Origin of the sequence: Blautia sp. AF19-13LB (assembly GCF_003479105.1) — a bacterium.
Taxonomy (GTDB): domain Bacteria; phylum Bacillota; class Clostridia; order Lachnospirales; family Lachnospiraceae; genus Fusicatenibacter; species Fusicatenibacter saccharivorans.
In genome coordinates this window covers 30,637-57,480 of record NZ_QUGO01000005.1, presented here as the reverse complement: position 1 = coordinate 57,480, position 26,844 = coordinate 30,637, and the positions used below count along the sequence as shown (strand labels likewise).

Annotated in this window: 25 protein-coding genes; 3 read left to right on the top strand and 22 right to left on the bottom strand. The window is 46.1% G+C overall.

Going from position 1 to position 26,844, the window contains the following annotated elements:
* Positions 1-72: 72 nt before the first annotated feature.
* From DWX32_RS06585 to DWX32_RS06545, 9 genes are all read right to left on the bottom strand, one after another.
* Complete coding sequence (locus DWX32_RS06585) at positions 73-1,710, bottom strand: extracellular solute-binding protein (protein ID WP_117761914.1); 1,638 nt, start codon at positions 1,708-1,710, stop codon at positions 73-75.
* A 70-nt stretch (positions 1,711-1,780) separates the two neighbouring features.
* On the bottom strand, positions 1,781-2,677 hold the full coding sequence (locus DWX32_RS06580; protein WP_117761913.1) for a carbohydrate ABC transporter permease: 897 nt from the start codon (positions 2,675-2,677) through the stop codon (positions 1,781-1,783).
* Positions 2,678-2,690: 13 nt separating this feature from the next.
* Positions 2,691-3,647 (bottom strand): ABC transporter permease, encoded by a 957-nt coding sequence (locus tag DWX32_RS06575; RefSeq protein ID WP_117761912.1) that lies wholly within the window; start codon positions 3,645-3,647, stop codon positions 2,691-2,693.
* Positions 3,648-3,899: 252 nt separating this feature from the next.
* On the bottom strand, positions 3,900-4,673 hold the full coding sequence (locus DWX32_RS06570; protein WP_117761911.1) for a response regulator transcription factor: 774 nt from the start codon (positions 4,671-4,673) through the stop codon (positions 3,900-3,902).
* Positions 4,651-6,297, bottom strand: a complete 1,647-nt coding sequence (locus DWX32_RS06565; protein ID WP_158568575.1) for a sensor histidine kinase — start codon at positions 6,295-6,297, stop codon at positions 4,651-4,653. The genes DWX32_RS06570 and DWX32_RS06565 overlap by 23 nt, the downstream gene beginning before the upstream one ends.
* A 124-nt stretch (positions 6,298-6,421) precedes the next feature.
* On the bottom strand, positions 6,422-6,904 hold the full coding sequence (ybaK, locus tag DWX32_RS06560) for a Cys-tRNA(Pro) deacylase (RefSeq protein ID WP_117761909.1): 483 nt from the start codon (positions 6,902-6,904) through the stop codon (positions 6,422-6,424).
* A gap of 59 nt (positions 6,905-6,963) precedes the next feature.
* A complete protein-coding gene (locus DWX32_RS06555; protein WP_117761908.1) occupies positions 6,964-7,839 on the bottom strand; it encodes an alanyl-tRNA editing protein in 876 nt (291 codons plus the stop codon).
* A gap of 19 nt (positions 7,840-7,858) precedes the next feature.
* A complete protein-coding gene (locus DWX32_RS06550) occupies positions 7,859-8,386 on the bottom strand; it encodes a cysteine hydrolase family protein (protein ID WP_117509965.1) in 528 nt (175 codons plus the stop codon).
* A 27-nt stretch (positions 8,387-8,413) separates the two neighbouring features.
* Positions 8,414-9,235, bottom strand: coding sequence for an alpha/beta hydrolase (locus DWX32_RS06545; protein WP_117761907.1), 822 nt, complete (start codon positions 9,233-9,235; stop codon positions 8,414-8,416).
* Positions 9,236-9,448: 213 nt separating this feature from the next.
* Here DWX32_RS06545 and DWX32_RS06540 point away from each other — a divergent pair, with 213 nt between their 5' ends.
* Positions 9,449-9,709: a DUF1292 domain-containing protein gene (locus DWX32_RS06540; RefSeq protein ID WP_022461956.1), complete on the top strand. Its 261-nt coding sequence runs from the start codon at positions 9,449-9,451 to the stop codon at positions 9,707-9,709.
* Between the two features lie 321 nt (positions 9,710-10,030).
* Here DWX32_RS06540 and DWX32_RS06535 read toward each other — a convergent pair whose 3' ends face one another.
* Positions 10,031-10,483: a GNAT family N-acetyltransferase gene (locus tag DWX32_RS06535; RefSeq protein ID WP_117761906.1), complete on the bottom strand. Its 453-nt coding sequence runs from the start codon at positions 10,481-10,483 to the stop codon at positions 10,031-10,033.
* A gap of 16 nt (positions 10,484-10,499) precedes the next feature.
* The gene (locus DWX32_RS06530; protein WP_117761905.1) at positions 10,500-11,834 is read right to left on the bottom strand and encodes a carboxylesterase/lipase family protein; all 1,335 of its coding nucleotides are present in this window, start codon (positions 11,832-11,834) and stop codon (positions 10,500-10,502) included.
* 326 nt (positions 11,835-12,160) lie between these two features.
* Between DWX32_RS06530 and DWX32_RS06525 the strand changes: the two genes are divergently transcribed.
* Both DWX32_RS06525 and DWX32_RS06520 read left to right on the top strand, forming a co-directional pair.
* Positions 12,161-13,219, top strand: coding sequence for a benzoate/H(+) symporter BenE family transporter (locus DWX32_RS06525; protein ID WP_117761904.1), 1,059 nt, complete (start codon positions 12,161-12,163; stop codon positions 13,217-13,219).
* Between the two features lie 26 nt (positions 13,220-13,245).
* Positions 13,246-13,815 (top strand): phosphoribosyltransferase family protein, encoded by a 570-nt coding sequence (locus tag DWX32_RS06520; RefSeq protein ID WP_117813466.1) that lies wholly within the window; start codon positions 13,246-13,248, stop codon positions 13,813-13,815.
* A gap of 87 nt (positions 13,816-13,902) precedes the next feature.
* Here the strand turns inward: DWX32_RS06520 and DWX32_RS06515 are convergent, their stop codons facing one another.
* From DWX32_RS06515 to DWX32_RS06465, 11 genes are all read right to left on the bottom strand, one after another.
* Positions 13,903-14,226, bottom strand: coding sequence for a branched-chain amino acid transporter permease (locus DWX32_RS06515; RefSeq protein ID WP_117509970.1), 324 nt, complete (start codon positions 14,224-14,226; stop codon positions 13,903-13,905).
* Positions 14,181-14,759, bottom strand: a complete 579-nt coding sequence (locus DWX32_RS06510) for an AzlC family ABC transporter permease (RefSeq protein WP_117509971.1) — start codon at positions 14,757-14,759, stop codon at positions 14,181-14,183. Before DWX32_RS06510 ends, DWX32_RS06515 begins: the two co-directional genes overlap by 46 nt.
* A 128-nt stretch (positions 14,760-14,887) precedes the next feature.
* Positions 14,888-16,582: an AAA family ATPase gene (locus DWX32_RS06505; protein ID WP_117509972.1), complete on the bottom strand. Its 1,695-nt coding sequence runs from the start codon at positions 16,580-16,582 to the stop codon at positions 14,888-14,890.
* A gap of 67 nt (positions 16,583-16,649) precedes the next feature.
* Positions 16,650-17,168: a VanZ family protein gene (locus tag DWX32_RS06500; protein WP_055226594.1), complete on the bottom strand. Its 519-nt coding sequence runs from the start codon at positions 17,166-17,168 to the stop codon at positions 16,650-16,652.
* A gap of 395 nt (positions 17,169-17,563) precedes the next feature.
* Entirely contained in the window at positions 17,564-18,853 is a 1,290-nt protein-coding gene (locus DWX32_RS06495; RefSeq protein ID WP_055219311.1) for a glycoside hydrolase family 125 protein, read from the bottom strand.
* Between the two features lie 111 nt (positions 18,854-18,964).
* Positions 18,965-20,416, bottom strand: coding sequence for an ABC transporter substrate-binding protein (locus tag DWX32_RS06490; protein WP_117509974.1), 1,452 nt, complete (start codon positions 20,414-20,416; stop codon positions 18,965-18,967).
* A gap of 95 nt (positions 20,417-20,511) precedes the next feature.
* A complete protein-coding gene (locus tag DWX32_RS06485; RefSeq protein WP_117509975.1) occupies positions 20,512-21,444 on the bottom strand; it encodes a carbohydrate ABC transporter permease in 933 nt (310 codons plus the stop codon).
* Between the two features lie 12 nt (positions 21,445-21,456).
* Positions 21,457-22,344: an ABC transporter permease gene (locus DWX32_RS06480; protein WP_055265684.1), complete on the bottom strand. Its 888-nt coding sequence runs from the start codon at positions 22,342-22,344 to the stop codon at positions 21,457-21,459.
* 55 nt (positions 22,345-22,399) lie between these two features.
* Positions 22,400-23,455, bottom strand: coding sequence for a LacI family DNA-binding transcriptional regulator (locus DWX32_RS06475; protein ID WP_117761903.1), 1,056 nt, complete (start codon positions 23,453-23,455; stop codon positions 22,400-22,402).
* Between the two features lie 315 nt (positions 23,456-23,770).
* On the bottom strand, positions 23,771-24,412 hold the full coding sequence (pnuC, locus tag DWX32_RS06470) for a nicotinamide riboside transporter PnuC (RefSeq protein WP_117761902.1): 642 nt from the start codon (positions 24,410-24,412) through the stop codon (positions 23,771-23,773).
* A gap of 8 nt (positions 24,413-24,420) precedes the next feature.
* Positions 24,421-26,817, bottom strand: a complete 2,397-nt coding sequence (locus DWX32_RS06465) for a hypothetical protein (RefSeq protein WP_117761901.1) — start codon at positions 26,815-26,817, stop codon at positions 24,421-24,423.
* Positions 26,818-26,844: the final 27 nt, after the last annotated feature.

Sequence of the window (26,844 nt, the reverse complement as noted above, 5' to 3'; positions counted from 1 at the left end):
TTTTCAGAACAGGCCGGGAAACCTGTTTTCTTTCTTCCCGGCCCGCTTTACCTTTTGCTTTTTCCTGTTTTTTTAATTTCCATCCGGACGGAACAGTTTCTCTGCTTCCTGTAATCTTGGAGTCATCCATTCTGCCAGGGAATCTACATTCATAGCATCAAGCTGATCGATGAATTCCTGATAATTCGCATCAAACTCTGCATCATCTGCGGAAAGAATGACTTTTGCTTGGCCCGTCTTGATGTAGTCTGTCATCTTATTCTCCAGAACCTTCCAGTCGCCGTCAGATTCCTTCGGAGCTGCATAAACAAACCACTCCTCATTGTCATACGTTTCACGGATTGCATCGTTACTTTCCTGATACTGCTCCGGCTGAACTGCACAACGGGACTCTGCTTCCAGAATCTTGGAACCGCCGAAGTAGAAGTTGGTATTGTACAAATCTGTGTTAGTGTTATCATCAATCGATTTCTGCCAGTCCTCGCTGAACTCTGGCAGACCTTTGTCATTTAATGTATAGTCGATACCTTCACGTCCCCACTGTGTCAGTTTCTGTCCTTCATCTGAAAACAGGAACTTCATCAGACGAATGGAGGCTTCTGGGTTCTTATTGTTTTTGGTAATAAAGGTTCCGCACCAGCCAATTTCAGAGTTGATCAGTTTATCATCCGAGAGCGGTTTCATCTGATAAATCTCTGCATCTGGCTCAATATCCTTCAGTCCTGTCAGAATATCCGAAGCAGTTCCCTGTGTATTTCCAACTCTTGCGAAGGCTTTTCCGCTGGACATTGCTGACTGTGCATCCGCAGACTCCCAGGAGAAGTTATCTGCGTTGATATAGCCTTTCTGATACAGATCGTTGCAGTATTTCAGATATTTTTTGAACGCTTCTGTTTTGGCTGTGATGGAATAGGTTCCGTCATCATTCAGTGCATAATTCTGTAAAGTACAGCCATTATATGTTTTGAATGGATCCAACGTCCAGGTTGTCACTGCAAATACAAGAGGTGTCACCTCCGGCCATTTCTGTTTGACAGCCTCAAATACATCTTCCAGTTCATCCAGATTGGTCGGCTCATCCATGCCCAGTTCATCCAGCATGTCTTTTCGATAATCGATGCTTGCAACCATCGGAACGGCCCTCGTATTCTGCCAGTCTTCATTCGAGGATGCATGAGAAAATACAAAGTAATAATGGTCATCCTGTGAGAATGCCTTTGCGTTGACGATATGAGAATTGTCCACATCCCAGTCCACGTTGTATTTTTCGATTAGCTCATCATACGAATAGCTGATATCCGGGTCGGATAAGGTATCGAGCATCTGGCTTGTGAAAACGAGATCCGGAAGTTCTCCGGAAGACGCCATAACACCGAGCTGTGTATAATCCGTTGCTTTTGTCGGCACGAGACGAATACCGGTTCGCTTTGTGATCTCATCTGGAATAACACCCGTAAAGCTTTCCGTACTGTACCAGGTATGATTTAAAAATACGGTAAGTTCAATCGGATCATCTGGATCGCCAATCATCCACGGGTTATCCGGGTCAACCGTTGTGGTTGATCCTGTTGTGCCTCCGGTTTCCGAACCGGATTTGCTGTCCGAACTCTGTCTGTCCGAACTCTGTCCGTCCGAACCACATCCTGCCATACTTCCTGCTGCCAGAATTGCTGCGAGACATGCTGCTGTGATTTTTTTCATCTCTTTCATTCGCTTTTCTCTCCTTTACTTAAAATAGATGAATCGTTATCTACACCCGTCCTGAAACAGGTCATAGTTCTTATGATTTCACTGCTCCGACTGTCATTCCGGTAACGAAATACCGTTGAAAGAACGGATAGATACAAAGAATTGGAACGACCGCCACAACCATTGCCGCAAGCTGAATGGACAGTGTTGTCGTCTTTGCAGCTGCCTGCATCGCCGCATCTGCTGCATTTCCCGAAGCACGGGAGCTGTTGATGACGGAAATCATCAGATATCCTACTGTACGAAGTCCTTTATTGTTTGGAATAAAGAATGCGGACTCATACCAAGAATTCCAGTGGCCAACCGCTGTAAAGATGGAAATCGTTGCCATCAATGGTTTACAGATGGGAAGGATAATCTTTCGGAAAATCGTGAATTCGCCTGCCCCGTCCAGCCTTGCCGACTCACGTAGTTCTTTGGGAATATCCTGGAAGAACGATACCGCGACAATCAGGTAAAACAGGCTCAGACATCCCGGTACCACGTACACCCAGAACGTATTTAACAGATGCAGAGTACGAAGCAGAATGTAATATGGAATGACTCCACCGGAAAAATACATGGCAAAAATAAAAATGCTGTAATAAACTTTTCGGAATACCAGTTCCTGAAAACTCAGGCCGTAACTTACAATCAGGGTGAAAAATACGGTCATGAAAGTTCCAAGCACCGTACGTGCCAGGGTAACCGCAAATGCCTGTCCCCACTGTCCATCGCGGAACAGCTTTGCATAATTTTCGAGTGTAAATATTCTCGGCAGCAGATAAATCCCGCCTCGCTGTGCATCCAGTCCCTCGTTGAAGGACATGATGACTGCAAGATAAAACGGGTAGATACAAATCAGAACCATGATGATCATGACAATCGCTACAAAAATATCAAATCCGATATCTCCCTTACTTCTTTTTCTTTGTTTTTTCTTTTCCATACGTTCACCTCAACTAGAATAATCCGTTTCCGGAAACTCGTTTTGATATAAAGTTGCTGATGAAAACCAGCGTTACAGAAATCACCGACTGGAACATGCCAACGGCAGTCGCGTAGGAATATCGTCCGTTAGAAAGTCCTGTTCTCATAACATATGTCTGAATGATATCCGACACTTCCATATTTCCCTGATTCCCAAGCAGATAGCACTGTTCAAAGTTGGAACCGCTGAGTCCTCCGCCGAGCAGGTTGCCGAGCGCCATAATCAGAACCACCGTGATCGTTCCTGCGATGCAGGGAAGTGTAATGTAACGTATCCGTTGTGTACGGGTTGCTCCATCCATCTCGGCTGCCTCATACAATGATGGATCGATTCCGGTAATCGCTGCGAGAAATACGATTGCCCACCAGCCAGTATCTTTCCAGATGGCCGTCAGAACCGCCATTGCAGTAAAATACTTCGGACTGGTCAGAATTTCCAGCGGCTGTTTTGTCAGATGCAGCGCCATCAGCACATTGTTGATGACTCCTGTGTCCGATGCCAGGATTCGAAGCATACCTGCTACAATAACCCAGGAAATAAAGTATGGAAGATAGCTCACTGTCTGGATAAACTTTTTCGCTGCCTTATTCCGTACCTCATTTAAAAGCACAGCAAACAAGATCGGAATGGGAAAACTGAAGATCAGCTTCAGGATACTGAGTACCAACGTGTTCCGCATCAGCTCCGGAAATTTATATTCCGTAAAAAATTCTTTGAAATATTTCAGACCCACCCATTGACTTGTAAACATTCCTTTCAGTCCGCCGGTGATCTTGTAATCTTTGAAGCCGATAATCAGCCCCACCATCGGAGCATAGTTGAAAATCAGCACGTAAACGACCCCCAGCAAAACGAACATCTGCAGATACCGTTGCTTCCAGAACACTTGCCATACACTCTCTTTGTTCTTTTTCTTCCCTTCTTTCATATTGTACCTTCTTTCTCAAATTTCCACCGCCTGTTCCGTTCCGGCTGCGGTACTTCTTTTTGATACTTAAAGAATACAGGATTTGTTTTTATTTTTACACTGTCCGATTTTTATATTTTATGTCATTTCTTGCGGTTTCCTGTCGTTTCTTCTTCTCTTTCTTGCAATTTTCACAAATCACAGCTATGTGCAAGCAGAAAAAAGCTCCGCGTCAGAATTTTTTCTCACGCGGAGCTTTTTCTTTGCATTTTTTTATTCTATTTTATTTTCTCCATTTCGAAGCTGCTGAGGAGTGATTTCAAGCTTATTTTTAATCAGCCGATACAACTGTCGTTCTGTTTTATATCCCACTTTCCCGGCAATGTCCTGCACCGAAATGGATGGCTCGTACAGCAGCATGTAAATTGCCTGCTGCAGCCGCATTTCATTTACAATTTCAAGAAATGTCGTATCCCATTCTTTTTTAAAAAGGCTGCTCAGATAACTTTCTGTTTTTCCTGTGTGCTCTGCCAGCATGGAAAGTGAAATGGCATCCTGATAATTTTCCCGGATAAACTGAACACTTCTCTGCAGTGGTCCCGGAATCTGACCTTCCTTCAAATGCGGAAAATAGCATTCATACTCCTTCAAAAGATTTGGCTCTTTCTTTCCCTCATCTTCCAATTCTCTGGCTATCCGGCAGATATCCCGTCTCAGTTCTTCCTTGTCTACCGGTTTCAACAGATAATCTGCCGCATCCAGTCGAAGGGCCCGTCTTGCATATTCAAACTTATCATAGCCGGACAAAATCATAAAATGACGACACCAGCCTTTATTCTTTGCCTTTTCAACCAGATCCAGACCGGACATGCCCGGCATTTCCACATCCGTAATCATCAGATCCACGGGATTTTCTTCCAGCAGCAGCGCCGCCTGTTCTCCGCTCATCGCCGTCTGCACTTCACAGGATAAATCCTCAATTTTCCCGATCACAGCTTTCAGCCCCATCAGAATCAGACGTTCATCATCTACGATCAGTATTTTCATTGCCGTTTCGCTCCGCCCCCTTTGGATACATATTGATTTTCAGCCGTACACGGCAGCCTTGATCCAGCGGTTCCACAAAGATACCGGAACCAAGGCCACACAGCAACTGAACGCGCTCATTGACATTATACAGTCCTACGGAAGTGCTCTCTTTTTCTTCGGTTTCCTCCGCTTTCCCGGCAAGCCGCCGATGGATCTCTTCCAGGCGCTCTGCTGTGATTCCCGTCCCGTTGTCCTCTACGTCGATAATCACATATCCATTTTCACACCATGCATGAATATGAACCCAGAGTACACGGTCCTGATAGCGGAAAGCATGCTTAAAACAGTTTTCCACCACCGGCTGCATCATACAATATGGACATTCCACTTCCGCACAGGTCGGCTCCATTTCCACCCGATACTCAAAATCGTCCCGCATTCGGTAGGAATACAATTTCAGATAATCCTCCGCATGCTGAATCTCTTTTTCCACCGTAATCATTTTCCGCTGATACGACAGGTTATAGCGAAGAATTTTCCCAAACAGATTCATCATCCTCGATGCCTTTTCATTTTCTCCGAGTTCTACCAGCATGTCAATATTTTCCAGGGTATTATACAGAAAATGCGGCTGAATCTGAGACTGCATCGCATAATAGCGGGCGTGATTTGCAAGGCGCACTTTCTGGATGACCTCTTCGTTCAGTGCATTGACACGGCTTGCGGTCTCATTATAGCTGTGGATCATCGCACCAATTTCATCCCGGCTGCCGTTTTCCTGATACAGTTCCATCTTTTTTCCTTCTGACTGCTGCATATGTTCGGAAAAACGCGTGATTCGCTTTGTGATGGAAATATAGAAAATATAATAGACAATAGAAAAAAATGCAAACAGTAGCAGCGCTGCAATCACACCATTCCACAGCGAAGAATTTCCCAGCACGGACAAATTAGGATAATAGTAATCCATTGTTACATCCAGTTTCTCCAGTTTTCTCGATGCATGATTTTGAAACACTGTGTCCTCTTCTGGTGCTTCACATAAATATATAGCTCCGTCTTTCTCGCAGACCCGCCAGGTCTGCTCTCCATACGTCAGCAACAGCAGTTCTTTGTCTCCTACAAAACGCATGGTTCCGAACAGCGTATTAAAATCGCAATCGACTTCCACATAGCCGATCCCGTGAAATCCATTCACATTATACAACTCCTGATAAATCCGACATACTATGTTCTCCTCTTCCGTTTCAAACACAAGTTGTTTAGAGGTATACTTCATCGGAAGATTCTGGTCCAGCTCCTCATTCTCCTCTGCATTTAAGACATACCGCGGATCGTTGCTTTCTTTTGTCTCACCGCGCCATACACAGATATTTGTAAAACCTGGATTGGCCGTTTTTATCTGGTCAAATGCCGGTTTTACGTATTGCAGCCACATCTGTACACCTTCTCCGGTAGTCAGATCATAGCTGCTGACGTATTGCAAAAACATGGAATTGTACTGAAACGAATTCCTGCAGTATTCCACCTGCGATGAAATATGATCAACAGCAAGGCATGCCTGTTCCAGTACTTCTGCCTTGCTTTTGTCATATTCCCCATCCAGCCTTTTTACCAGCGTGCCAACATAAAACGCCCCCATGATGGCCGCCGGAATACATAAAAGCATAATATAAAAAAACATCATTTTGCGGAACAACGGCATATCCCGCAATTTATCCCCAAATTTCTTTTTCCACCTTCTCATACGATTTTACTCGAACACGTTACTGTATAAAATCCGCATACTCCGCCCTGCTGACCTTCTTCAGGTCTTCCGGCGCCATGCACAGTGTCGTTCCGATTCGTCCTCCGCTCACGTAAACCTTGTCAAAATCTGCCGCACATTCCTGAATCACTGTCGGATACTGTTTTTTCATGCCGATCGGGCTGCAGCCGCCACGGACGTAGCCGCTGACTGCGGTAATGTCTTTCACATGGATCATCTCAATGGATTTTTCCCCTACCGCTTTTGCCGCTTTTTTCAGATCCACTTCCTCTGCAATCGGAAGAACTAATACATAATACTGTTTACTTTTTCCCTGTGCCACAAGCGTCTTAAACGACTGCTCGACCGGCGCACCGGTTTTTTCTGCAGTATGGAGACCATCGATAAATTCGTCGCATTCGTACTGAAGAACCTCGTATTTGACCTTCTGCCGGTCCAGAATACGCATTGCATTTGTTTTAATTTCTTTCTCTTTTGCCATGTTTGCTTTCTCCCTGCTTTTGCTGTCTTACATGATATGTTTCTTCACAGTCGGAAATTCTATTTTTTACCCTCCGGTGCTCCCTGCAGTGCATACAGTTCTTTTTTGAGCTGTTTAATTTCTTTTTTCATCTCAATATTTTTCTGTTTCAGCCGTACCACGGCATCTCCGGCCTCCTCCGGTTTTACGGAAAGCAGGCGGGCGATTCCAAGCGTATTCACATGCTTTAAGCAGTAATCCGCATACGCTTTTTCACCGGAAAGCATGGTCACGCGGACGCCGCCTTTGTATTTCTGGGCACTTAAGATTTTGATCAGACGGATTTCCCCTGTTTTTGCAACGTGGGTTCCGCAGCACGCACAGCTGTCGCAGCCTTCGATCGTCACAATCCGCACCTGGCCCTCGATCTCTTTTTTGCTCCGGTAATCCATGGTTTCCAGCTCTTCCTTTGACGGATAACTGATCGTAACCGGAACATTTCGAAGCACGGCTTCGTTTGCCTCCTGCTCCACATCGTAGAGCTGCTCCTCGGTCAGAACGCCGTCAAAATCAACGGTAATGACATCACTTCCCATATGGAATCCAACGTTGTTGAAACCGTAAATCCGATGCACGATACCTGACACGATATGCTCTCCGCAGTGATTCTGCATATTGGAAAAACGTTTTTCAAAGTCAAGTTTTCCAACTACCGTTTTGCCCGGCTCGAGCGGTGCTTCCACGGTATGCCAGATTTCGCCGTCGATTTCCTGTACATCCGTTACAAAAATTCCATCCAGTGTTCCCTCATCTGCCGGCTGGCCGCCGCCCTCCGGGAAAAATGCGGTCTGATCCAGCAGCACGCGGTACATGCCGCCCTCGCAGACGCTCCGTTCTACGGTTGCCTCAAATTCACCCAGGTACGCATCCTGATCAAATAATCTTGTTGTGCTCATAATTTTTCCTCTTTTCCGTCTATTCGTTTACAATGTCAATCTGGCACATTTTCATAGCTTCCAATGCATTTTTATGACTCTGCGGCGTTACGCCCGCGCACGCGGATGCATCGACAGAAATCGGCACTTCCGGATAAAATGCTTTCAGCAGCATGGCATTGGAAATCACGCAGATGTCGGTGCAGAGTCCCACGAGTTCAATGAATTCCGGCACGCCGCCTGCCAGTTTTTCGATCTCCTCCGGCAGATTTTTTGCACCGAAGGTGATTTTATTCATCACCACGGCCTGTTTTTTCTCCGCCATTTTCTGAATTGTATCCTGCAGTGCATGACCCTTCGTTCCTTCGATACAATGCTCTACCGGAAGTTTTCTGCCCTCGGACGTTTCCAGATAATCCGCAAAATGGGTATCTCTGGTGCAGATAACAGCTCCGTCAAACGAATCCATCACCTCTGCAACGCGGTCAACAATCCCGACCGCCTCTTTCGTGCCGAGACTTCCGTCGATAAAATCATTCTGCATATCTACTACAATTAATACTTTCATCTTTGTTCTCCCTTCTGGGATATTTTTTTATAAATGCTGCATCCAGCTCAGTGCCAGTGAAATCCAGCTCTGGCACTCTTCGCGTACTGCGTTCTGGTATTCATAGCTCTGTGTCTCCTCGCTTGCAAGGCCAAGGCCGTGGCCGCCGACCGGATAAATATGCATTTCTACCGGAATCTCCAGTGCATGCAGTGCAGTAAAGAACAGAATGGAGTTTTCTACCGGCACGCAGTCGTCCGGCGCGGTATGCCACAGGAAGGTCTTCGGCGTATCGAGGCTGACCTGATTCTCGAGAGACATCTCGTCTACCAGCTCATCGTACCGGTCTCCCAGCAGATTGGTGAAGGATCCGCGGTGCGCTTTCGGACCGGATGTGATAACCGAGTAGGATAACAGCAGACCGTTCGGACGAAGCTGCTCTGCGTCTACGCCAAGTTCTTCTGCAAGGAATGTTTTCTTTTTCCAGAACACACCGTACGATGCTGCCAGATGGCCGCCTGCGGAAAATCCCGCTACTACTACTTTGTTCGGATCAATATGATATTCTGCCGCATGCTCCCGCAGATGTGCAACGGTCCAGGCAAGCTGGCGGAGTGCCGTCGGATAGTGAGCTGCCGGAGCAACACTGTAATGCAGAACAACAGCGTGGTAACCGGCTCCGACAAACTTCAGCGCAATCGGCTCTGCCTCACGCTCGGACACCCATTCATAACCGCCGCCCGGGCAGATCACGATGACCGGGCGCACGCGTTCCGGAGCAATCTCACGCGAGTTGTCCAGAAAATACGTATATAATTTTGCAGTTTCTTCTGTATCTTTTACTTTGACATCTAATACCTGATAATTCATAAATTCTTCCTTTCCCCCAATTTTTCCGGGCATGGGCACGGCCACAGCCGCCAATTTTTACTCTGTTGTCATTATACCGTATCAGCGCAAAATATCAAGCGTATCGCACCAGACACTTTTTTCTTTTCAAATCCAATTGCTCATAGTATAATAAATTTATATTTGCATGTTTTTGAGCGGCAAAAATAACACATAAAGGAGTATATTGCAATTATGGATTCCAATCTTATTGTCCTTACCGATCAGGACGGAAATTCTGTCCGTTTTGAGCTTCTGGATATCGTAGAATACAAGGAGGATGAGTACGCCGTTCTCTATCCGGCCGACGGCGGCGATGACGAACCGGTACACATTCTGCGCATCATTTCCGAGAATCTCGATGTCAACGAAGCCGAGTTCGAAGGCCTCGATGACGATGAACTGATCGACACCATTTATCAGATCTTCCGCGAGCGCAACGATCTGGACGACTGATTCTGCCACGCAAAAAGAGCAGCATTTTTACCTTTCACACGTCGGTAAAATGCTGCTCTTTCTTTATTCTAATTTTTCCTCTTTCTTTGTTTCAATCCACAGTCGGTAATTTCACAGAGTCTGACATGTCAGCAAAATGCTGACTGTGGTTTGCCTCATGTCAGTGGGGGATACCGATTTCTCTCCGCCCGCCACTGCCGTTAACTTTCTTATTTGCAATTCATCTCACCACCTATAGAGGTGAGAGAATCCTTGCTATTATTTGTTGAATATTTTTCCAATATCGCAGCCAGTGGAGAGAATATCTCTTTCTGAGGGACATTACAATTTATACTGCATAAAATTTCCATTATGCACAAATCCAAAATCTGTATACAACTTAACGCCCATATCCGATGCCGTAATCTGTATTGTTCCGCATCCATATTCTTTTGCATCTTCTATCACACGGGACAGCAATTCTTTTGCAATACCTCTTCTTCGATACGCCGGATCTGTAAACATACTGGACAGTAATCCAATTCTGCCGCTCGGGCATCCAAAGTATGGAGGTTTTTCTACAAATGACATTCCACTTGTTGCGATGATGCTCTCTCCGTCAACAGCAATCCAAGATACAAAAGTACCATCCGCCATATGACGTTCATAGTAATCTTTTAACGCAGGTGCTAAATCAATTTCTTCTTTTGCCCCCTCTTCGCGAAGCTGATGGATTCTCATCTGAATGAAAAAATCCAGTTCCTTTTGGGTAAGTCTTTTATATTCGATTGCCATTTTTATTTCCTTCTGCTTATTTTCTCACATCCAGCACCTGCACATACGGGTCGTCCTTTGTGCATGGTTTCCAGTCGTCTTTTCCCTCTGCGTTCGGGTTTCCGGTTTTCATGAAATTGGTCCAGTCGTCCATCATTTCTTTGCTGAGGGCATAGTCGCCTTCGGTTTTCGGGCGCCAGCTTCGGCCCAGGGTTCCGAACATGTACCAGAGTTCGGAGGAATGGAACGCTCCGGCGTCGTCACCTAACAGGGCACGGGTGAAGTAGTAAACGTAAGCCGGTTTTCTTCCGAGTTTTTCCAGCGCAATGCTCCAGTTGATGCATCCCTTATAGATGCCGCCGTGCTCGCCTTTTTCTTTCATCTCCGGGAACACGCCGATGTCGTCTGCGGTTGATCCGAGCATATATGGGATGTCCTTGATTTTTCCTTCGGTTACGGCATCGTTATAGCCGCAGGTCAGCAGATGATTGTCGATGTTCGGTACGAAGCTCAGCATTCTCGATGGATTTACGCGGCCAAACTCCTCCTGCAGCTCCACAATTTTCTCAGCCGGAATCGCACGCAGTTCTTCCAGCGATTTTGCTCCGCTAAGCTCTATAAATTCCTGGCCGATGGTTTCTGCCTCGGAAAGCGGCATATCGCGGTTCAGTCCGGTGTCGTAGCCGCCGGCGCTCTGGAAAATGGCTTTGCTGATCCAGTTTTCAGTCAGCGGAGAACTGACGAGTGTCTGTACGCTCATGCATCCCGCGGACTGGCCGAATACGGTGATATTTTCCGGGTCGCCGCCGAATGCTGCGATATTTTCTTTTACCCATTTCAGTGCTGCGATCTGGTCGAGAATCGCGTAGTTTCCGCTTCTTCCGACACCGCTCTCCTCGGACAGCCACGGATGTGCCAGAAATCCGAAAGCACCGAGACGGTAATTGATCGTAACGAGAATCACGCCGCGTTCGCAGTAAGCAGATCCATCAAATTCGGATTCGTGGCTGAAGCCGTGCATAAACGCGCCGCCGTGAATCCAGAAAGCAACCGGCAGTTTTTCATCCACTGTATTTGCCGGTGTCCAGATATTTAAGTACAGACAGTCCTCACTCTGCTTCATGCCGAATTCCGGGTCGAGATAAAACTCTTTTCCATAGAAGGAGTCCGGCTCATGCTCGGTCTGCGGGCAGACGCATCCGAAATGATCCGCCTTATAAACGCCCTCCCAGCACGCCGGCTCTTCCGGCGGGCAGAATCGTTTTTCGCCTACCGGCGGCTTTGCGTACGGAACGCCGCGGAATACCGTGTAGCCGTCTTTTTGCACACCATGAATCTGTCCATATTTTGTTTTTGTCTCTGTAATTGCCATAAGTAAAAATCCCCTTTCCATTTCTTATAACTGTGATAAAAACCCTCATACAGATTTAGTATAGCAAATCTTTTTCTTCGCTTCTATATGCACAATTCCAAATAATGGCACCCAGTTTTGTAACTATTGATTATTGGTTATGCAGACATTTAAAAATCCTCTTGATTTATTAGCACACAGAAATAATAATATTTTGTATATAAGATTGACTTATTATCACTGACAAAAACCTTTCATGACTGATCTGGTTTACTTTGACCGGTTTTGGTGCTACACTTTTCTTTGCTTCAAAACGACATATTTCATAGTGAGGAGGAGTATTTAGTATGAAAGCCATTTTAACAGATCTTCTGGCAATCATCGGCGTTGTGCTGAATGGTCTGCCGCAGGGTCTTCTTGCTCTGACGTTTGGATTTGCATCGGTTCCGACGGCGCTGGCATTCTTTGTTGGTGCGGTGGGCAATACGATTACGCAGAGTGTCGCACCAATTTCCTTCCAGGCGGAGACGATCACTTACGCCGGAACGGCTGGAAAAGACCGTTCGGAACGCTGTACGATGATTTTTATCGGCGGTGTGATTATGGCTCTGATCGGAGTGTTTGGACTGCTGACAAAAATCGTAAACTTTGTAGGTGAGGATGTTGCCTATGGAATGATGGCCGGTGTCGGTATCATTCTGGTAAAGGCCGCGATCGATATGATCAAGAGTGATGCCATTTCCGGCGGTGTTTCCCTGGCCGCAGCACTGATCACCTATTACTTTACCAAAGCCAGTGCCAATACCCTGGTTTATACCATCGTCATTTCCGTTGTAGCATCCTGCATTGCCAATGCATTTTTCAACAAAGAGAAATCCAGCATTGTCGTAGAGGATGATAAATTTGTCCGCCAGAAATTTACAATCAATGCCAACGTAATTCTCGGCGCACTCGGTATGGTCTGCCTGAACATTGGTTCCAACATTTCCTTCGGCGGAATTACCGCAGGAATGGCAACCGGTGGAAATTACAACGTCGATAACCTGACCGTGATTTCTTCCCTGGCCGATATGTTTTCTTCCTTTTTCGGAGGAGCCCCGGTTGAGGCAATCATTTCCGCAACTGCCAATGCACCGCACGCTGTATGGGCTGGTGTCATCATGATGGTTGTGATCGGTGTAATTCTGCTTCTGAAACTGCTTCCGAAAATCGGAAAATTTGTTCCGTCTTCTTCGATCGCAGGTTTCCTGTTTGTACTCGGTATCTTCAAAACCGTTGTACTGGATGCGCCGTCTGCCTTCGCTGTCAATGCAGCCGTCGGCGGAACCACAATGGTTGTCACTGCAGTAACAAACCCGTTCCTCGGAATGCTGGCCGGTGTTGCTGCAAAACTGCTTGGATTATAAATTCAGTAACATAAGAGGAAAATCGTATGAAAGAATACAGCATGGAGCTCTGCGGAGTGAAAAGAACACTTCCATTTATCCCGATCAGTGAGGAGATGGCGTTTGCAAGCTTTGTTGTCCTTGGTGACACCGAGCTGGTAAGTGCATGTGCGCCGGAGCTGGTCGCAAAAATCGGAGAAGTCGATGCCATTGTCACCGCAGAAGCGAAAGGTATTGCCCTAGCGTATGAAGTAAGCAAAGAGCTGGGCCATAAAGAATTTATCGTTGCACGAAAAAGCACAAAATCCTACATGAAAGATGTGGTTTCCGCATCCGTTCATTCGATTACAACAGCGGGTGAGCAGCATCTTTATCTGGATGGAAAAGACGCAGATAAAATCCGCGGCAAACGTGTCTGCCTGCTGGATGATGTCATTTCCACCGGCGAGTCCCTGCACGCACTGGAATGCCTGATGGCGAATGCCAGTGCAGAGGTTGTAAAAAAAGCAGCGATCCTTGCTGAGGGCGATGCTGCTGATCGAAAAGATATTGTATTTCTGCAGAAGCTTCCGTTATTCAAAAAGACGGGCGACGGAGAGTACGAAGTCATCGAATAATTGCCAATCCTTCTAATGCATATAGAGAATAGAAAAACGGTGCAGTTCTGAATTTCTGCCATGAATTCAGAACTGCACCGTTTCTTTTTAAAAGAGACGCAGAAGCATCATATACGAAATGGTTCCAAGAAGGATGGAGACGAGGGTCTGGTGTTTCCATTTGTAGGTGATAAAAACGACCGCTGCTGCGAGCAGTTTCGGTACTGCGGCAGAGATACCGCCGGTGGGAATATCTTTCATACAGTAAATGATCAGTACCGCCATGATGGCAGACGGCAGTGCCTGGCCGAGTCGTTCGAGTGATGCGGGCATTTTACGGCTGCCGGAAAATGCAAGAAACGGGAGTGCACGGAGTCCGAAGGTGATCAGAGCGGAGACAGCGACAGCGTGTGCTTCTCTGCTTTTTCCCATTGGTCAATGAAGATAATGAGAAACAGGGCTGTCATACAGAAATCAAGGCCCGTCAGGTCAAATGGAACGATCTGGCCTAAAATGCCGCCAAGAACCGAACCAACTATCCAATAGCAGCGGCTGAACAGAGCGACGAGGAACATGGTGTCCTCTTTTTCTTTTTTCGGAAGATCTAAGGTACAGTTTACGGCGTATGTCTCATCGGTCATCGTGTGAATCATGTACAGCTTGCGGCGCCCCATCTGTTTGAATTCCTTCAGGAAGGTAATGCTGTAAAAACTCTGGCGGCTGTTCATCAGAAGTGCAGTGAGCGCAATGGTGATGAGGGAAGCGCCGCTAGAAAGAAACGTAATCAGAACGAACTGGAACGCGCCCGTATAGACCGTCAGACTTACCAACAGTGAATCATACCAGGGAAAGCCGGCGGATGCCATCATCATGCCGTAGGCCATGCTGACGAAAACGTAGCTGCAGAAAATCGGGATGGATTTTACGAAAGCAGTTTTTAAGGTAGTGGAAGAAAATCGTTTCATAGATAAAATATCCTCACGTAAAAATAAATTTTAAAAATTAAATTTATCATACTATCTATATCATAGTGAGTCAATAGGAATACCATTTTACGCCAAAAGAAACGGATGACCTTCATCACCCGTTTCTCTCATTCTGCTCCAATCAATACATTCTTCCCCGCAAATGCAAACCCATAATGCCGGATCCTTTCCTGCGGCACGCCAAGGGCCACCAGTTCTGCGTCGTATTTTTTATCCACGATCTGTTTTAAAGCCTCCTGCACCGCATCTTCCAGTGTCTCCTTTTTTACCCGGCTGCAGACTTTAAATTCAATAATAATCGCCGGATCTTTTTCTCTATTCTTCGGAATCATCATCACATCATACCGTCCAAATCCACTTTCCCGATTCGACCGGATCTGATAACACTCCGCACGCTCTGCCATCAGTCCCAGGACGAAGCCATGATAGAATCGTTCCGGCTCCAGACTTTCACTGTTCTCTCCGCCAACGTCAAAATGGCTGAAGGTTGCAAGTGACACTTTATTCATATAATAATTCATCGCTTCCAGATCGCCCTGCATCAGTGCTTTCACAAAGCTGCTGTACCCAGCTTCCGATGCTTCAAACCATCCGCGGAACATATCATCAAACATGCTCACCGTTTCCAGATTGGTGATACGGAGCTGATACCACGGCTTCAAAGTAATTCCGCGATACTCCACCTCTTCCGCTTTCAGATAACCGCTCGCGAGAAGCAGACTCCAGATTGCATTTTCATTGTAATCCAGCTGTTCAAACACCATCTGCTCATCAAAGTTCACCGTGACTGCCTGTCCGTTCAGTAGATCTTCCATATACTCTTTGATTTCCGGCGAGGCGGTGCGGATCAGCTTTCCTGCCAGACCGTTCGAACTCGTATCTGCCCAGTACGGGCGCAGTTTCTTTTCTTTTAAATAATTGGTAATCGACCATGGATTGTAGATATCGCGGTGTCCGCCAAAGATAAATCCATCATACCACTGCTTCACAACGTCCTTTTTGTCTCCCATTCCGAACTCGTCCAGAGATGCAAAAACTTCCTTTTCGGTAAATCCAAAACAGTCCGCATACAGATCCGATGTCGTCGTCACCACACGCAGATTATTTAAGTCAGAAAAAATACTTTCTTTCGAAACCCTCGTGATTCCGGTCATCATCGCACGTTCCAGATAAGGATTCGTTTTAAACGTCGCATTAAACAGACTCCGCACAAACGTTGTAAATTCCGCCCAGTAGCCATGGACATACGCTTCCTGCATCGGCGTGTCGTACTCATCCAACAGAATAATCACTCTTCTGCCGTAATACCGCGCCAGATACATACTCATATTATTGAGTGCCGCTGCGGCCTCCGCATCGCCCATATGCAGATTGACCTCGTTGTATGCTTTCTTCTCATTTCCGCTCAGCAGATCCCCATCCAGAAGATACCGGTTTTCTTCATATACTCTCGCAATCTGCTGTTTGATCTGGATTTTCGCTTCCGAAAGCTGATCTGCTTTCACGGCTGCAAAACTCAAAAAGATCACCGGATATGTTCCCTGAAGTTCCCGATATTTTCCTTCTTCCCAAACGCCAAGTCCTTCAAACAGATCGCCCCGGACGGCATATTTATTAGAGAAAAAGCAGTCCAGCATGCTCATATTCAGTGTCTTGCCAAAGCGGCGGGGGCGGGTGATCAAGGTGATTTCATCCCCGTTTTCCCACCAGTCCTTGATGAAGTGAGATTTATCCACAAAGAAATAATGGTTTTCCCTTAAGGATGCAAAATTCTGTTTTCCTATACTGATTACTTTTTCCATCCATCACACCTGCTTTCGGAATTTGTCCTTTTCTCGATTATACACTATCCTTTCCTGAATTCCAATCTTAAAACATCCTATTCGCCGCAAACGTAAAAAACAATAACGCCAGAAACAGCACTTCCAGCACCGCTCCCAGAATGGTAATGATCTTTCCCGTCTTCTCTTTCCAGATTTTTTTCATCCCCAGATACAATAGAATTCCGATCACCGCGCCAAGCGTATTATCGATCACATCCGTAATATCACTCGCGCCGATCGCAAAAATATACTGCGTCACCTCAAAAAACAGGCTCAGTCCCGATGCAAGGAGAATGCGGTTCTGGATTTCGCTGTCCGGATAGAAGGCTGAGATGCAGAGGCCGAACGGCAGAAAGACCAGCATATTTTCGATAATTTCACTAATCTGCACTTTCCCGTTCACCACAACCGACGCCGCATACGGAATCAGATTAATCCCCCGCAGGTGCGGAATTTCTTCCGGGCGCAGAGCGAATTTGAATAAAATGCACCAGACAAGTAGCGCCAGGTAAATGCCGAATACCACAAGTAATGCTTTTGATTTTTTCTCGTTTTTCCAGGTCATGTTCTTTCCTCTCTCATCTTCACTTGATAAGAGGATTCTACCAAAACATTCTTAGGATTCCGCTTCTTCTTTTCCAAAGAAATCCCTATAGATTTCCTAAGATTTTCTGATGCTCAGATTCTTTTACATTTCTTCATCATGCCAATTTATTATATCTTTCATATCAATTATATCTTTTACATATCGCAAAAAACTGTGTATAATACCCCGTGGGCAGAGAAAAGAAGCGGGATGAAAATCCCATATTCCCCTGGGACAGCAGTATTCTCCCCACTGCTGTCTCTCCTTTCAGTGAAGGCTGTCGCAGACAGTTTTCTGTGGTGTAGGTAAAAGAGGAGGCCGTGCACTGAGCACAGCCTCCTCTTTTCGTGTTTTTCATCTTTATTTTTTCATCTTTATTTCTTAATCTCATATCCGCAATACTGCATCACCAGCTCACAGAACATTGCGTTTGCCCAGGAGAACCACTCTCTGGTGTAAACGGTCGGATCATCTACGAAAACACCCTCGTGCATCAGTCCTGTACCGCCGTCGGTTGCCATCAGTTCGTGGATCATCTGATGTTTCTCCTCTTTTGTCGGTGCGGTCAGTCCCTCGATGGCTTTGGAGATGTGCCATACGTAGCGGACCGGTGTGTGCGGGCTTCCGATACCGGAAAGCTTCGTTCCTGCATAATAGAACGGGTTTGCCTCGCTTAAGATCAGCTTTCTTGTGTTGTCAGCCACTTCCTGGCTTTCCGGCTCGTAGCCGAGATAGCTCATAGCCAGAAGACTCGGTACATTGGCATCGTCCATCAGATTATACTGGCCAAAGCCGTCTACCTCGTAAGCATAAACATCGCCAAGTCCCCAGATATGGGTGGTACCGTAAGTCTCAATGGCCTGTTTTACGGTCTTTGCCATCTCTTCTGCTTTCTTCGCAATCTCCTCTTTTCCGCCGACGAAATCTGCGATCTCCTTCAGATAATTCAGAACGACAACCGCAAACATGTTGGACGGAATCAGATAACCGTAACGGCAGGAATCATCGCTTGGACGGAAGCCGGACCAGATCAGGCCGATGCCGGATTTTACCTGCGCACCTTTTCCATCGCGGGAAAGCGTATCGGTGTAGGAGCAGTTTTTACGGATGAAGCTGTACGGGGATTTCTCCTCGTGGTTCATTTCAGTCTCAAATACAGTCAGGATTTTGTCAACACCTTCCCAGAAAACCTCGTCAAACTGATCCGTTCTTCCGGTGTTCTTCCAGAACAGATAGGAGAACTGCAGCGGATAGCAGAGAGAATCGATCTCATACTTTCTCTCCCAGATCCACGGTCCCATATCGGTCTCGTCCTTCTCCCAGCAGTTGCCGTTCGGTCCTTCGTTGAATGCGTTTGCGTATGGATCAATGTTGATGCACATAAACTGGCGGCGGATCAGGCCTGCGATCAGGTCAGCCAGCTCCGGGTCGTTCTGCGCCGGAACAAGGTACGGGCGCAGCTGTGCTACCGAGTCACGCAGCCACATGGCCGGGATATCTCCGGTGATGACGTAGGTGCTGCCGTCCTCCATTTTCTTTACGGTTGTGTCGAGGGTATTGGAGTAGCATCGTTCAAACATATCAACGATTTCCGGCTCGTCTTTCAGTTTTTCTCTCAGGCTTAAAATCAGCTCCTGAATGGACTTTGGTAAGGTCTCTTTCATTCTTTTTTCATCCTTTCGCTCAATTTTTCTCATTTCCCGTTATTCTACAACAGGGCATCTCCGCAATCGAAAATGCCCTGTTGTAGTTCTTATAAAATTAATGTATCAGACTTATTTCTGTGCGTCAATCTGTTTCTGAGCTTCTTCGCGGATGGTCTCCCAGCCTGCGGTCTCAAGCTCTGCATCGATTGTTTTTACAAGCTCTCTCGGATCCTGTGCGCCGGTGAATAACTCAGAATAGTATTTCTCATATACGGCACGGCAGTTTGCAAGCTCTGTTTCGATGTTGGAGGTATCCAGGTTGAATCCAAGCATCTCAGACGGAGTTGCTTTCTCGTTCAGCTCTTCTACTTCATCCCACTGGTTGAAGTCAACATCGTCTGTCTGAGTTACGTTGAAGAAAGTACCCTGGGTATATCCGGCCATACCCCAGTCAGTGGTCAGGCGGTGTACCTTATTGTCATCGGTGTACTCGAAGTCTTTTCCTTCTGCTCCATAGTAGAACCAGTCACGTACTTTGGAATCCGTATTTACCAGGTTCAGAAGCTGAAGTGCTTTGTCCGGGTGCTTGCATCCGGAGTAAATACCATTGATGGAACCACGTACAGTTGTGTTGGAAACGACTGTGTTGCCATACTGTACTGCTGAACAATTGGCGATACCATTGTTCGGACCCCATGTTGTTTTTGCAGCGCCGCTCCATCCCTGTGCAACAAAGAACATTGCGTATTTGCTGGAATCATCTGCTGTCGGAGCGTCTCCGTTGATGATGCCCTCCTGATACATTTTACGAACGATATCCAGGTTGGAAAGGATTTCTTCGTCATCCAGCGGATTGACAACGGTCTTGCTGTCATCGCCGTATTTAACGCCGATTGCCGGAAGTCCGGAGCTTAAATCATCGTAGTTCAGGTTCAGCAGGAAGTTTGCACCATTTTTGGACATGAAGTACGGAGATCCGCCTTCGCCCTCTTTTACTGTCTTCAGAGCATCGTACAGAGTATTGAAATCTGTTACAGAATTTACATCAATGTTATATTTGTCTGCAATATCCTGATCCCATACAAAGTACTCGGAAAGGGAGCTGTCTTTGTAGGTCGGTACGCCGTAGATTTTTCCATTTACTTCTACTGCTTTCCAGTAATCTTCCGGAATCATGTCATACAGCTCGGAAGCGTTGTCTTTGAGCAGATCTGTAATGTCCATCAGTGCGCCGGTGTTCACCTCAGAAGAGTAACGGTTCTGGTCGGTGAACAGGATATCGAAATACTCGCCGGAGTTTGTGATAACGCTTCTTCTGTTATCCCAGTCACCCCACGGAACGATTTCCATGTCTACATTAACGCCGATTTTCTCCTCCAGATATGGGTTGATCTGTGCAAGCCACTCATCATAATCCTTCGGCATTCCGTTACCAACCTGAATCCATTTCAGTGTAACAACTTCATCTTTTGCATCACTCTTTGAAGAGCTGCTGCTTCCGTTGCTGCTTCCGCAGCCTGCCAGCATGCCACCGGCCATAACAGCAGAAAGTGCAAGAGCTAAAAACTGTTTCTTTTTCATTGTAGCATCCTCCTGATATAAAATATAGAATGTTGAAATTATCCTTAACCGAAGCCTTTTGCTTCAGTATGAGATCCATAAAGGTAAATGGTCGATCAGCCTTTTACCGCACCGACCGTCAGACCGGAAATGAAGTATTTCTGGAAGAACGGATAGCAGCATGCGATCGGGATGATGATGATGATTGCCATCGCCATACGGGCGCCCTCTTTTGGCATCGAGTTCATGTACTGTGCCGTGGTAACGCCAAGAGACGGGTTGTTTGCCATCACCTCAATATTTCTCTGTACGTGATCCAGCAGAGCCTGCAGGGAATACAGCTTGGTATCGCTGATGTACAGGGAAGACTGGAACCAGTCGTTCCAGTAACCGAAGGTGAGGAACAGGGCGATCGTTGCCATCAGCGGTTTCGACAGCGGCAGGGCGATCTTTCCGAAAATCTGGAACTGGGTTGCTCCGTCGATCTGTGCCGACTCAATGATGGATTCCGGAATGTTGGTCTTGAAGAACGTTTTACAGATAACAACGTTGAACGAAGAAACACAAAGCGGAAGGATCAGCGCCCAGATACTGTTTTTCAGGTTGAGGAACTGTGTGTTAACTACATAAGAAGAAATCATACCACCATTGAAGATCATTGGAATAAAAACGACCATGGTGAAGAATCCGTTCAGTTTGTAGGTGCTTCTGGAAAGAACGTAACCCATCAGCATCGTAAGGGCAACTCCGATTACCGTACCGATAACCGTTACCGCAACGGAAACGCCAAGTGCAGTCACAATCATCTGTCCTTCCCGAAGAAGGAATTTGTAGGAATCCAGCGAGTATGCACTCGGGATAAACTGGTAGCCATTCATCTTGATCGAATGCTCGGAAGAAATCGAGATCATGAAGATGAATACCACCGGGATAATGCAGGCCAGGGCAAGGATCACAAAAATAACATTGAAAATTGCATTTGTAGATCCCTGGATCTGATTTAAATGTGAAGAGGAAGCCAGATCAAGATCTTTTTTCTTTTTTGCCATTTTTGTACCTCCTTAAATAATCGCGCTGTCTTCATCAATCTTCTTCACAATGGCATTGGCAAGAAGGATGGTGATGCAGCATGCAACAGACTGGAAGAATGTTGCCGCAGAAGTCATTCCGATCGGAGTGGAAGACTGCAGTGCGTTGTATACATATGTGTCGATAGTTGCTGTCGTTTTGAAGATCGAACCGCTTGCTCCCTGAGAAAGCTGGAAGAACAGTCCGAAGTCGGAGTAGAAGACCTTTCCGACATTCAGGATGAACATCATGATGATGACACTCTTTAAGCAAGGCAGGGTAATGTGCCATACCTGCTGTCTCTTATTGGCGCCGTCCATAACGGCTGCCTCGTACAGTGTGGTATCAATACCGGAAATGCTGGACAGGTAGATAACCATGTTGTATCCGGTAGATTTCCACAGATACATGAAGATCAGGATAAATGGCCATACACCGGCACTCATGTACCACTGAATCGGTTCCTTGCCTGCATTTCTCATTATACTGTTGATCAGACCGTTGTCCTGGTTCAGGAATGCATCCAGGAAGTAGGAAGCTACAACCCATGACATGAAATATGGGAAGAACATCATCGTCTGATATACCTTCGACGCTCTTTTGTTGTGCAGCAGGCTGATCATGATAGCCAGTCCTACGGAAAATACCATACCAAGAACGATAAATGCAAGGTTATACAGGATTGTGTTTCTCAGGATGACGAACAGGTCGTTGGATCTGATCAGGAACGAAAAGTTTTTGAAGCCGGCCCAGTCACTGTGGAGCAGGTTATAAATGAAACTCTTTCCGCCGGTGATTTTGTAATTCTTGAACGCAATGATCAGACCGAACATAGGCAGGAAGCAGAACAGAATATACCAGATGGTGGTCGGCAGCGCCATGACGGTCAGCTCCGTGTCATTCTTGGTCCAGCGTCCTTTTTTCTTTTTGCTTGGTTTACTCAAGATTTTTTCCTCCTTCTCCCGATTGCTCGGGCTTATCACTTGATCCGTTTATCTTACAAACGGAATCCCGGTAAATAATCTTTCCGGGAATGCGGTATACCTCGCCGCTCTTTTTCTGCGGTTCATTCATATGTTTGATCATACGTTTTGCCGCAAGACGTGCAATCGCGTCGGTGTCAACCGCAACCGTGGTGAGCGACGGACTGCACAGTTGTGCATAAATGGAATCATCAAAACCGGTCACGGAAACATCCTCCGGTACGCAGATTCCACGCTCTTTTAATGCCTGCACTAATTTGAATGCGGTGGCATCGCAGTTACAGACAAATGCGGTGGGCAGCTTCTCCGGTAGCAAAAGCGGAATGGCAATGCCTTCCTCGCTTCGGTCCGGGATTCTCCACTCATTTTTCGGGGAAATTCCCTCCTCCAGCATTCTCCGCAGATATCCGAGATATCGGTCGGAAATACTGGTTGTACTTCCTACGGTTCCGACAAATCCGATGTCTGTGTGGCCCTGCTGGATCAGGTAATTGGTCAGCTCATAGGAGCTGTAAATATTCTCGGTGATGACGGAATCGGATTTGTGGGTTCGATCGTAGATGTCCACATACACTTTCGGGAGATCAATCTGTGCAATCTGCTCCCGGACACCCTTATCGAGAATACCAAGAAAGATCAGGCCGTCGAACAGCCCTCTGGTCTGTATCGTGTTCATGTCCGACGGGAGTGTTGCTGTTGTCGGAGAAATCATGATACTCGAACAGGATGCTCTCTGCAGCTCGTAGATGATCCGCTCGTACATTGCCATATAAAATTTTCCTTCGTCTCCGGAGCTGAACCGCGGACTCATGATGATACCGACTTTTTTGCTCTTCCGTTTTCCGTAGTCCGGAAGGACATAACCGGATTCTCTCGCAAGCGCAAAAATCTTTTCTTTCAGTTCTTCTCCCACGCCGTCTTTTCCGTTCAGCGCCTTGGAAACTGTTACTTTACTGATGCCCAGCTTATCTGCCAGGTCCTGCATGGATACTGATTTTCTCTCTGCCATGTTACCAACAGCCCCTCTATTTGTTTCTTAACTTGTGTTTAGATGTTAACATCTTTTAGAAAGATTGTCAATAGCCTTTTCGTTATTTTGTATATTAAAATTCTTATTTTCCAGTCCTAATTTGTATAGATCGAGGAGTATTCTTCTGTTTCTTTTGATTTTTTAGACAGAAAATCTGTGTTCTTGTGTTAAGTCACATAACATCTTAATATTAACGCAGTACTTTTTCGCCTGTTTTCATTTTTAACGAAAAAGCAGCGGAAAGTCTGACTTTTTCGTCTTGTTGTCGCCCTTTCGCTGCCTTTCACTTTTCTATTATCTTCCGTACTGCTGCCGGATCGCCATAGCCGCATTGATTGCCACCGCCAGAAAAAAGACGGCTACAGATATCCCTGTTCCCATTGTTACTGCTTTGAACACCCATAAAATTGTTCCGCCAATCCCGGAACCCAGATTAACAATATAGGCATTTTTATAACAGGCCGCCAGTCCGATACAGGCAATCGCACTGCAGACAAAAAAGAATGTATCAAAGAAAACATTGATATCCAGTGTTCCATTTACTTTTGAGAGGACAGCCGCTATAATTCCAAACAGTATCATCGCTCCAAGAACCGTAAAGCTCAGCTCCCTGCGGTTCATCTTCCGCATAATGGTTTCCGTCTGTTTCTTCTTCCCTCTCCATTTCCAAAAGCTGTAAAGAGCCATCGGAGCCTGCATAAAAATCATAAATACAAAAGTTGCATATATCTTCGTCTGCCATGCCAGAATGCCATTGCAGATCGCATAGACAAAGCCAATCAGGAATCCCGGTGCAAAATTCATGGACACCATAAAATTAAACGTAATGCCGATCAGGGCTGTTACCAGGGCAAACAGCGTGTCCCCGCCAATCACCCCGGCTGCAGCGACTGCTGCAATCTGCAGCAGCAGAACAATATATTTTTTCTTTTCCATATTTTTAGTTATCCGCAAATAAAAGTAACCACACCCTTGTCATTATCCGACAGGCTTTCCATATCTTTCTCTGCGGTTTCCTGCTCCACAATCTCCACTCCATAACGGAACTCACTGAATCCGGACAGGTCCATCTTGAAGTTTGTTTCCCATGTGTTATTCATAATCCAGCTGTAAACCGGCCGTTTATTATTCTCCTCTTTGTTATCGCACAGAAGGATTGGGTGGGATTCCATCTCCCCCATGTAAAGTAACGGTGTGTCAAAAGTATTAACCAGAATCGTCTGATCTTTTGTCCGGTAAACGAGCCCTTCATCCGCAATATAGTATTCCATATTGGTGCCAGGAAGCTGATCAATACCAGGGCGCATGGTAACACCTCCGTTCTGGATCATCACTTCCGCATTCGGAAGATTTAACGATAACGGAAGGTACAGGCTTTCGATATCCTCGCTTAATGTTTTTGCTACCCGGTAAGAAAACTCAATTTTCGGAAGATGACGGTACATTTTGATCACAACACTGCTGTGATACGTTCCCTCTAGGGTAAAGATCAGTTCTACTTTGGTAAACACCGGTCCGTGATCCAGAATTTTCACATCCGTAAGGTCACCCTGATACTGCTCTGCGTGAAGTCCGCGGATATTTCTTCCGATCAGACTGCGTTCCGCATAAACCCCCTTCCGTATTTCGGTGCGTTCATAAACCGGCGTGAAGAACGTTTCCAGACCGGATTTGCACATTTCAACCTCTGCTTTTTTATTGTAAAAGGAGGTAATACCCTCTCCGACTTTCCATTTGATCTGAAAGAAATCGTTTTCCAGACCGTAAGGCAGTTTGTAACTTTCCGGATCGTACGTGTTCACAATATCGCGCACCCGCTCTGCGCCTACCCAGGCAGTTCTGGTGAACAGGGTCTGGGACGGAGCCGGCTGCTCTTCGTACGTGAACGTTTTCTCTTCCATTGGCTCAAATTCTGCCAGAAAACTTATCAGGACTCCGCGCGGATGAGCAGACAGCTGCACCTCCATCTCCTGTTTTGTTTTGTCATCGGTTACTTTAACTGCAGAAAGACTTAAAGTTTCTACGTAAAATTCTACCGGAAATACTCTCTTTTGATGGCTTGTGGAAACAGCTTTCACTTTGCCGGACAGATTGTAATACCGCAGGATATCACCCAGTTTATGGCACTGCTCATTTTTACGCATTGCCGCGGCCTCATGTGCCTTGGAAGCATAGCTGTTTTTTCGCATATCCAGATTTGTTACCATGGTATCATACGGATTGGTTACCGTAGCAGAATGACCCCAGGTGTGCTCTGCATATAAAAGAGAATTATCGCCATATGCCTGAATCAGTTCTTTGTTATGTACCCCTGTTTTTTCTTCCAGTCGGTCGCAGATATGGTTCAGTCGTACGGCTTCTTTGTAATGTTTTACCGCATATGGTGTACTTCCAACGCCATTGCCCCACCAGTCATTGATGGCACCCCGATACACTGGTGCATCCTGCACTTTATCCCGGATTTTGTCATACAATTCCTGAAGCGTCACCATATGCATGGTGACTTCTTCGCCATATTTTTCATTAAACAGCGCAACCGTATCTGCAATGGCCGGGTTGATCGGCGCATTATCCGAAAAAACGCCGGAAACACTGGTGATATAGAAATCGTACGGATAACCGTTTTCTTCATATTCCTTTATGCTCGCAGCCAGATTCGTGTGCAGATTTTCCAGAAGTCCTGTCACATCACCATTCTTTTTGCCGAAGTAGTTTTCCGTCATAAAATTAACATTTTTGTTCAGAACAATGCCGAGGGCATTTCCCAGGTTATAATGCTCACCATTCCATACCAGCAGACGCTGTCCGTTCTCATTTTCCCAGAAATACGGTTTCTGGTTCTGATACAGCGGATACATGCCGTGATGGGTATGGATATTGGTATACAAAAATTCTACTCCGTTTTCGATCAGGGCATCGCGCTGTCCCATGGAGATACCATTAATATCTGCAATCATGGCTGTTTTGATCTGGATTCCTTTTTCGCCGCAGATTTCCTGCATCGTATGGATTTTTTCTTTCAGATATTTGCAGTCGGCAAGATCATTAAAGTTCAGATAATTGGCAGACAGACCGATGTTTCCTTTTTTTACCAGATCGAAAAACTTTTCTTTTTCTTCCTCCGTTGCCATTTTGAAGAACTGCTCCACGCAGTACCATGTCTCACAGTTCCATTTCAGATCTTTCTGGGTTGTGTTGTTTTTGATTCCATTTTCAATCAGTTCGACTGCCCGGCGGATGTTGTTTGCCTGATTGTAGATCACCTGCTCCTGCAGATCGGTGTATCCCACGTCAGTGTGGGAATGATGTACGATGTAGACTTCTCTGATTTTGTGTGTCATGATAATTTCTCCTTTTCCTGTTCTATG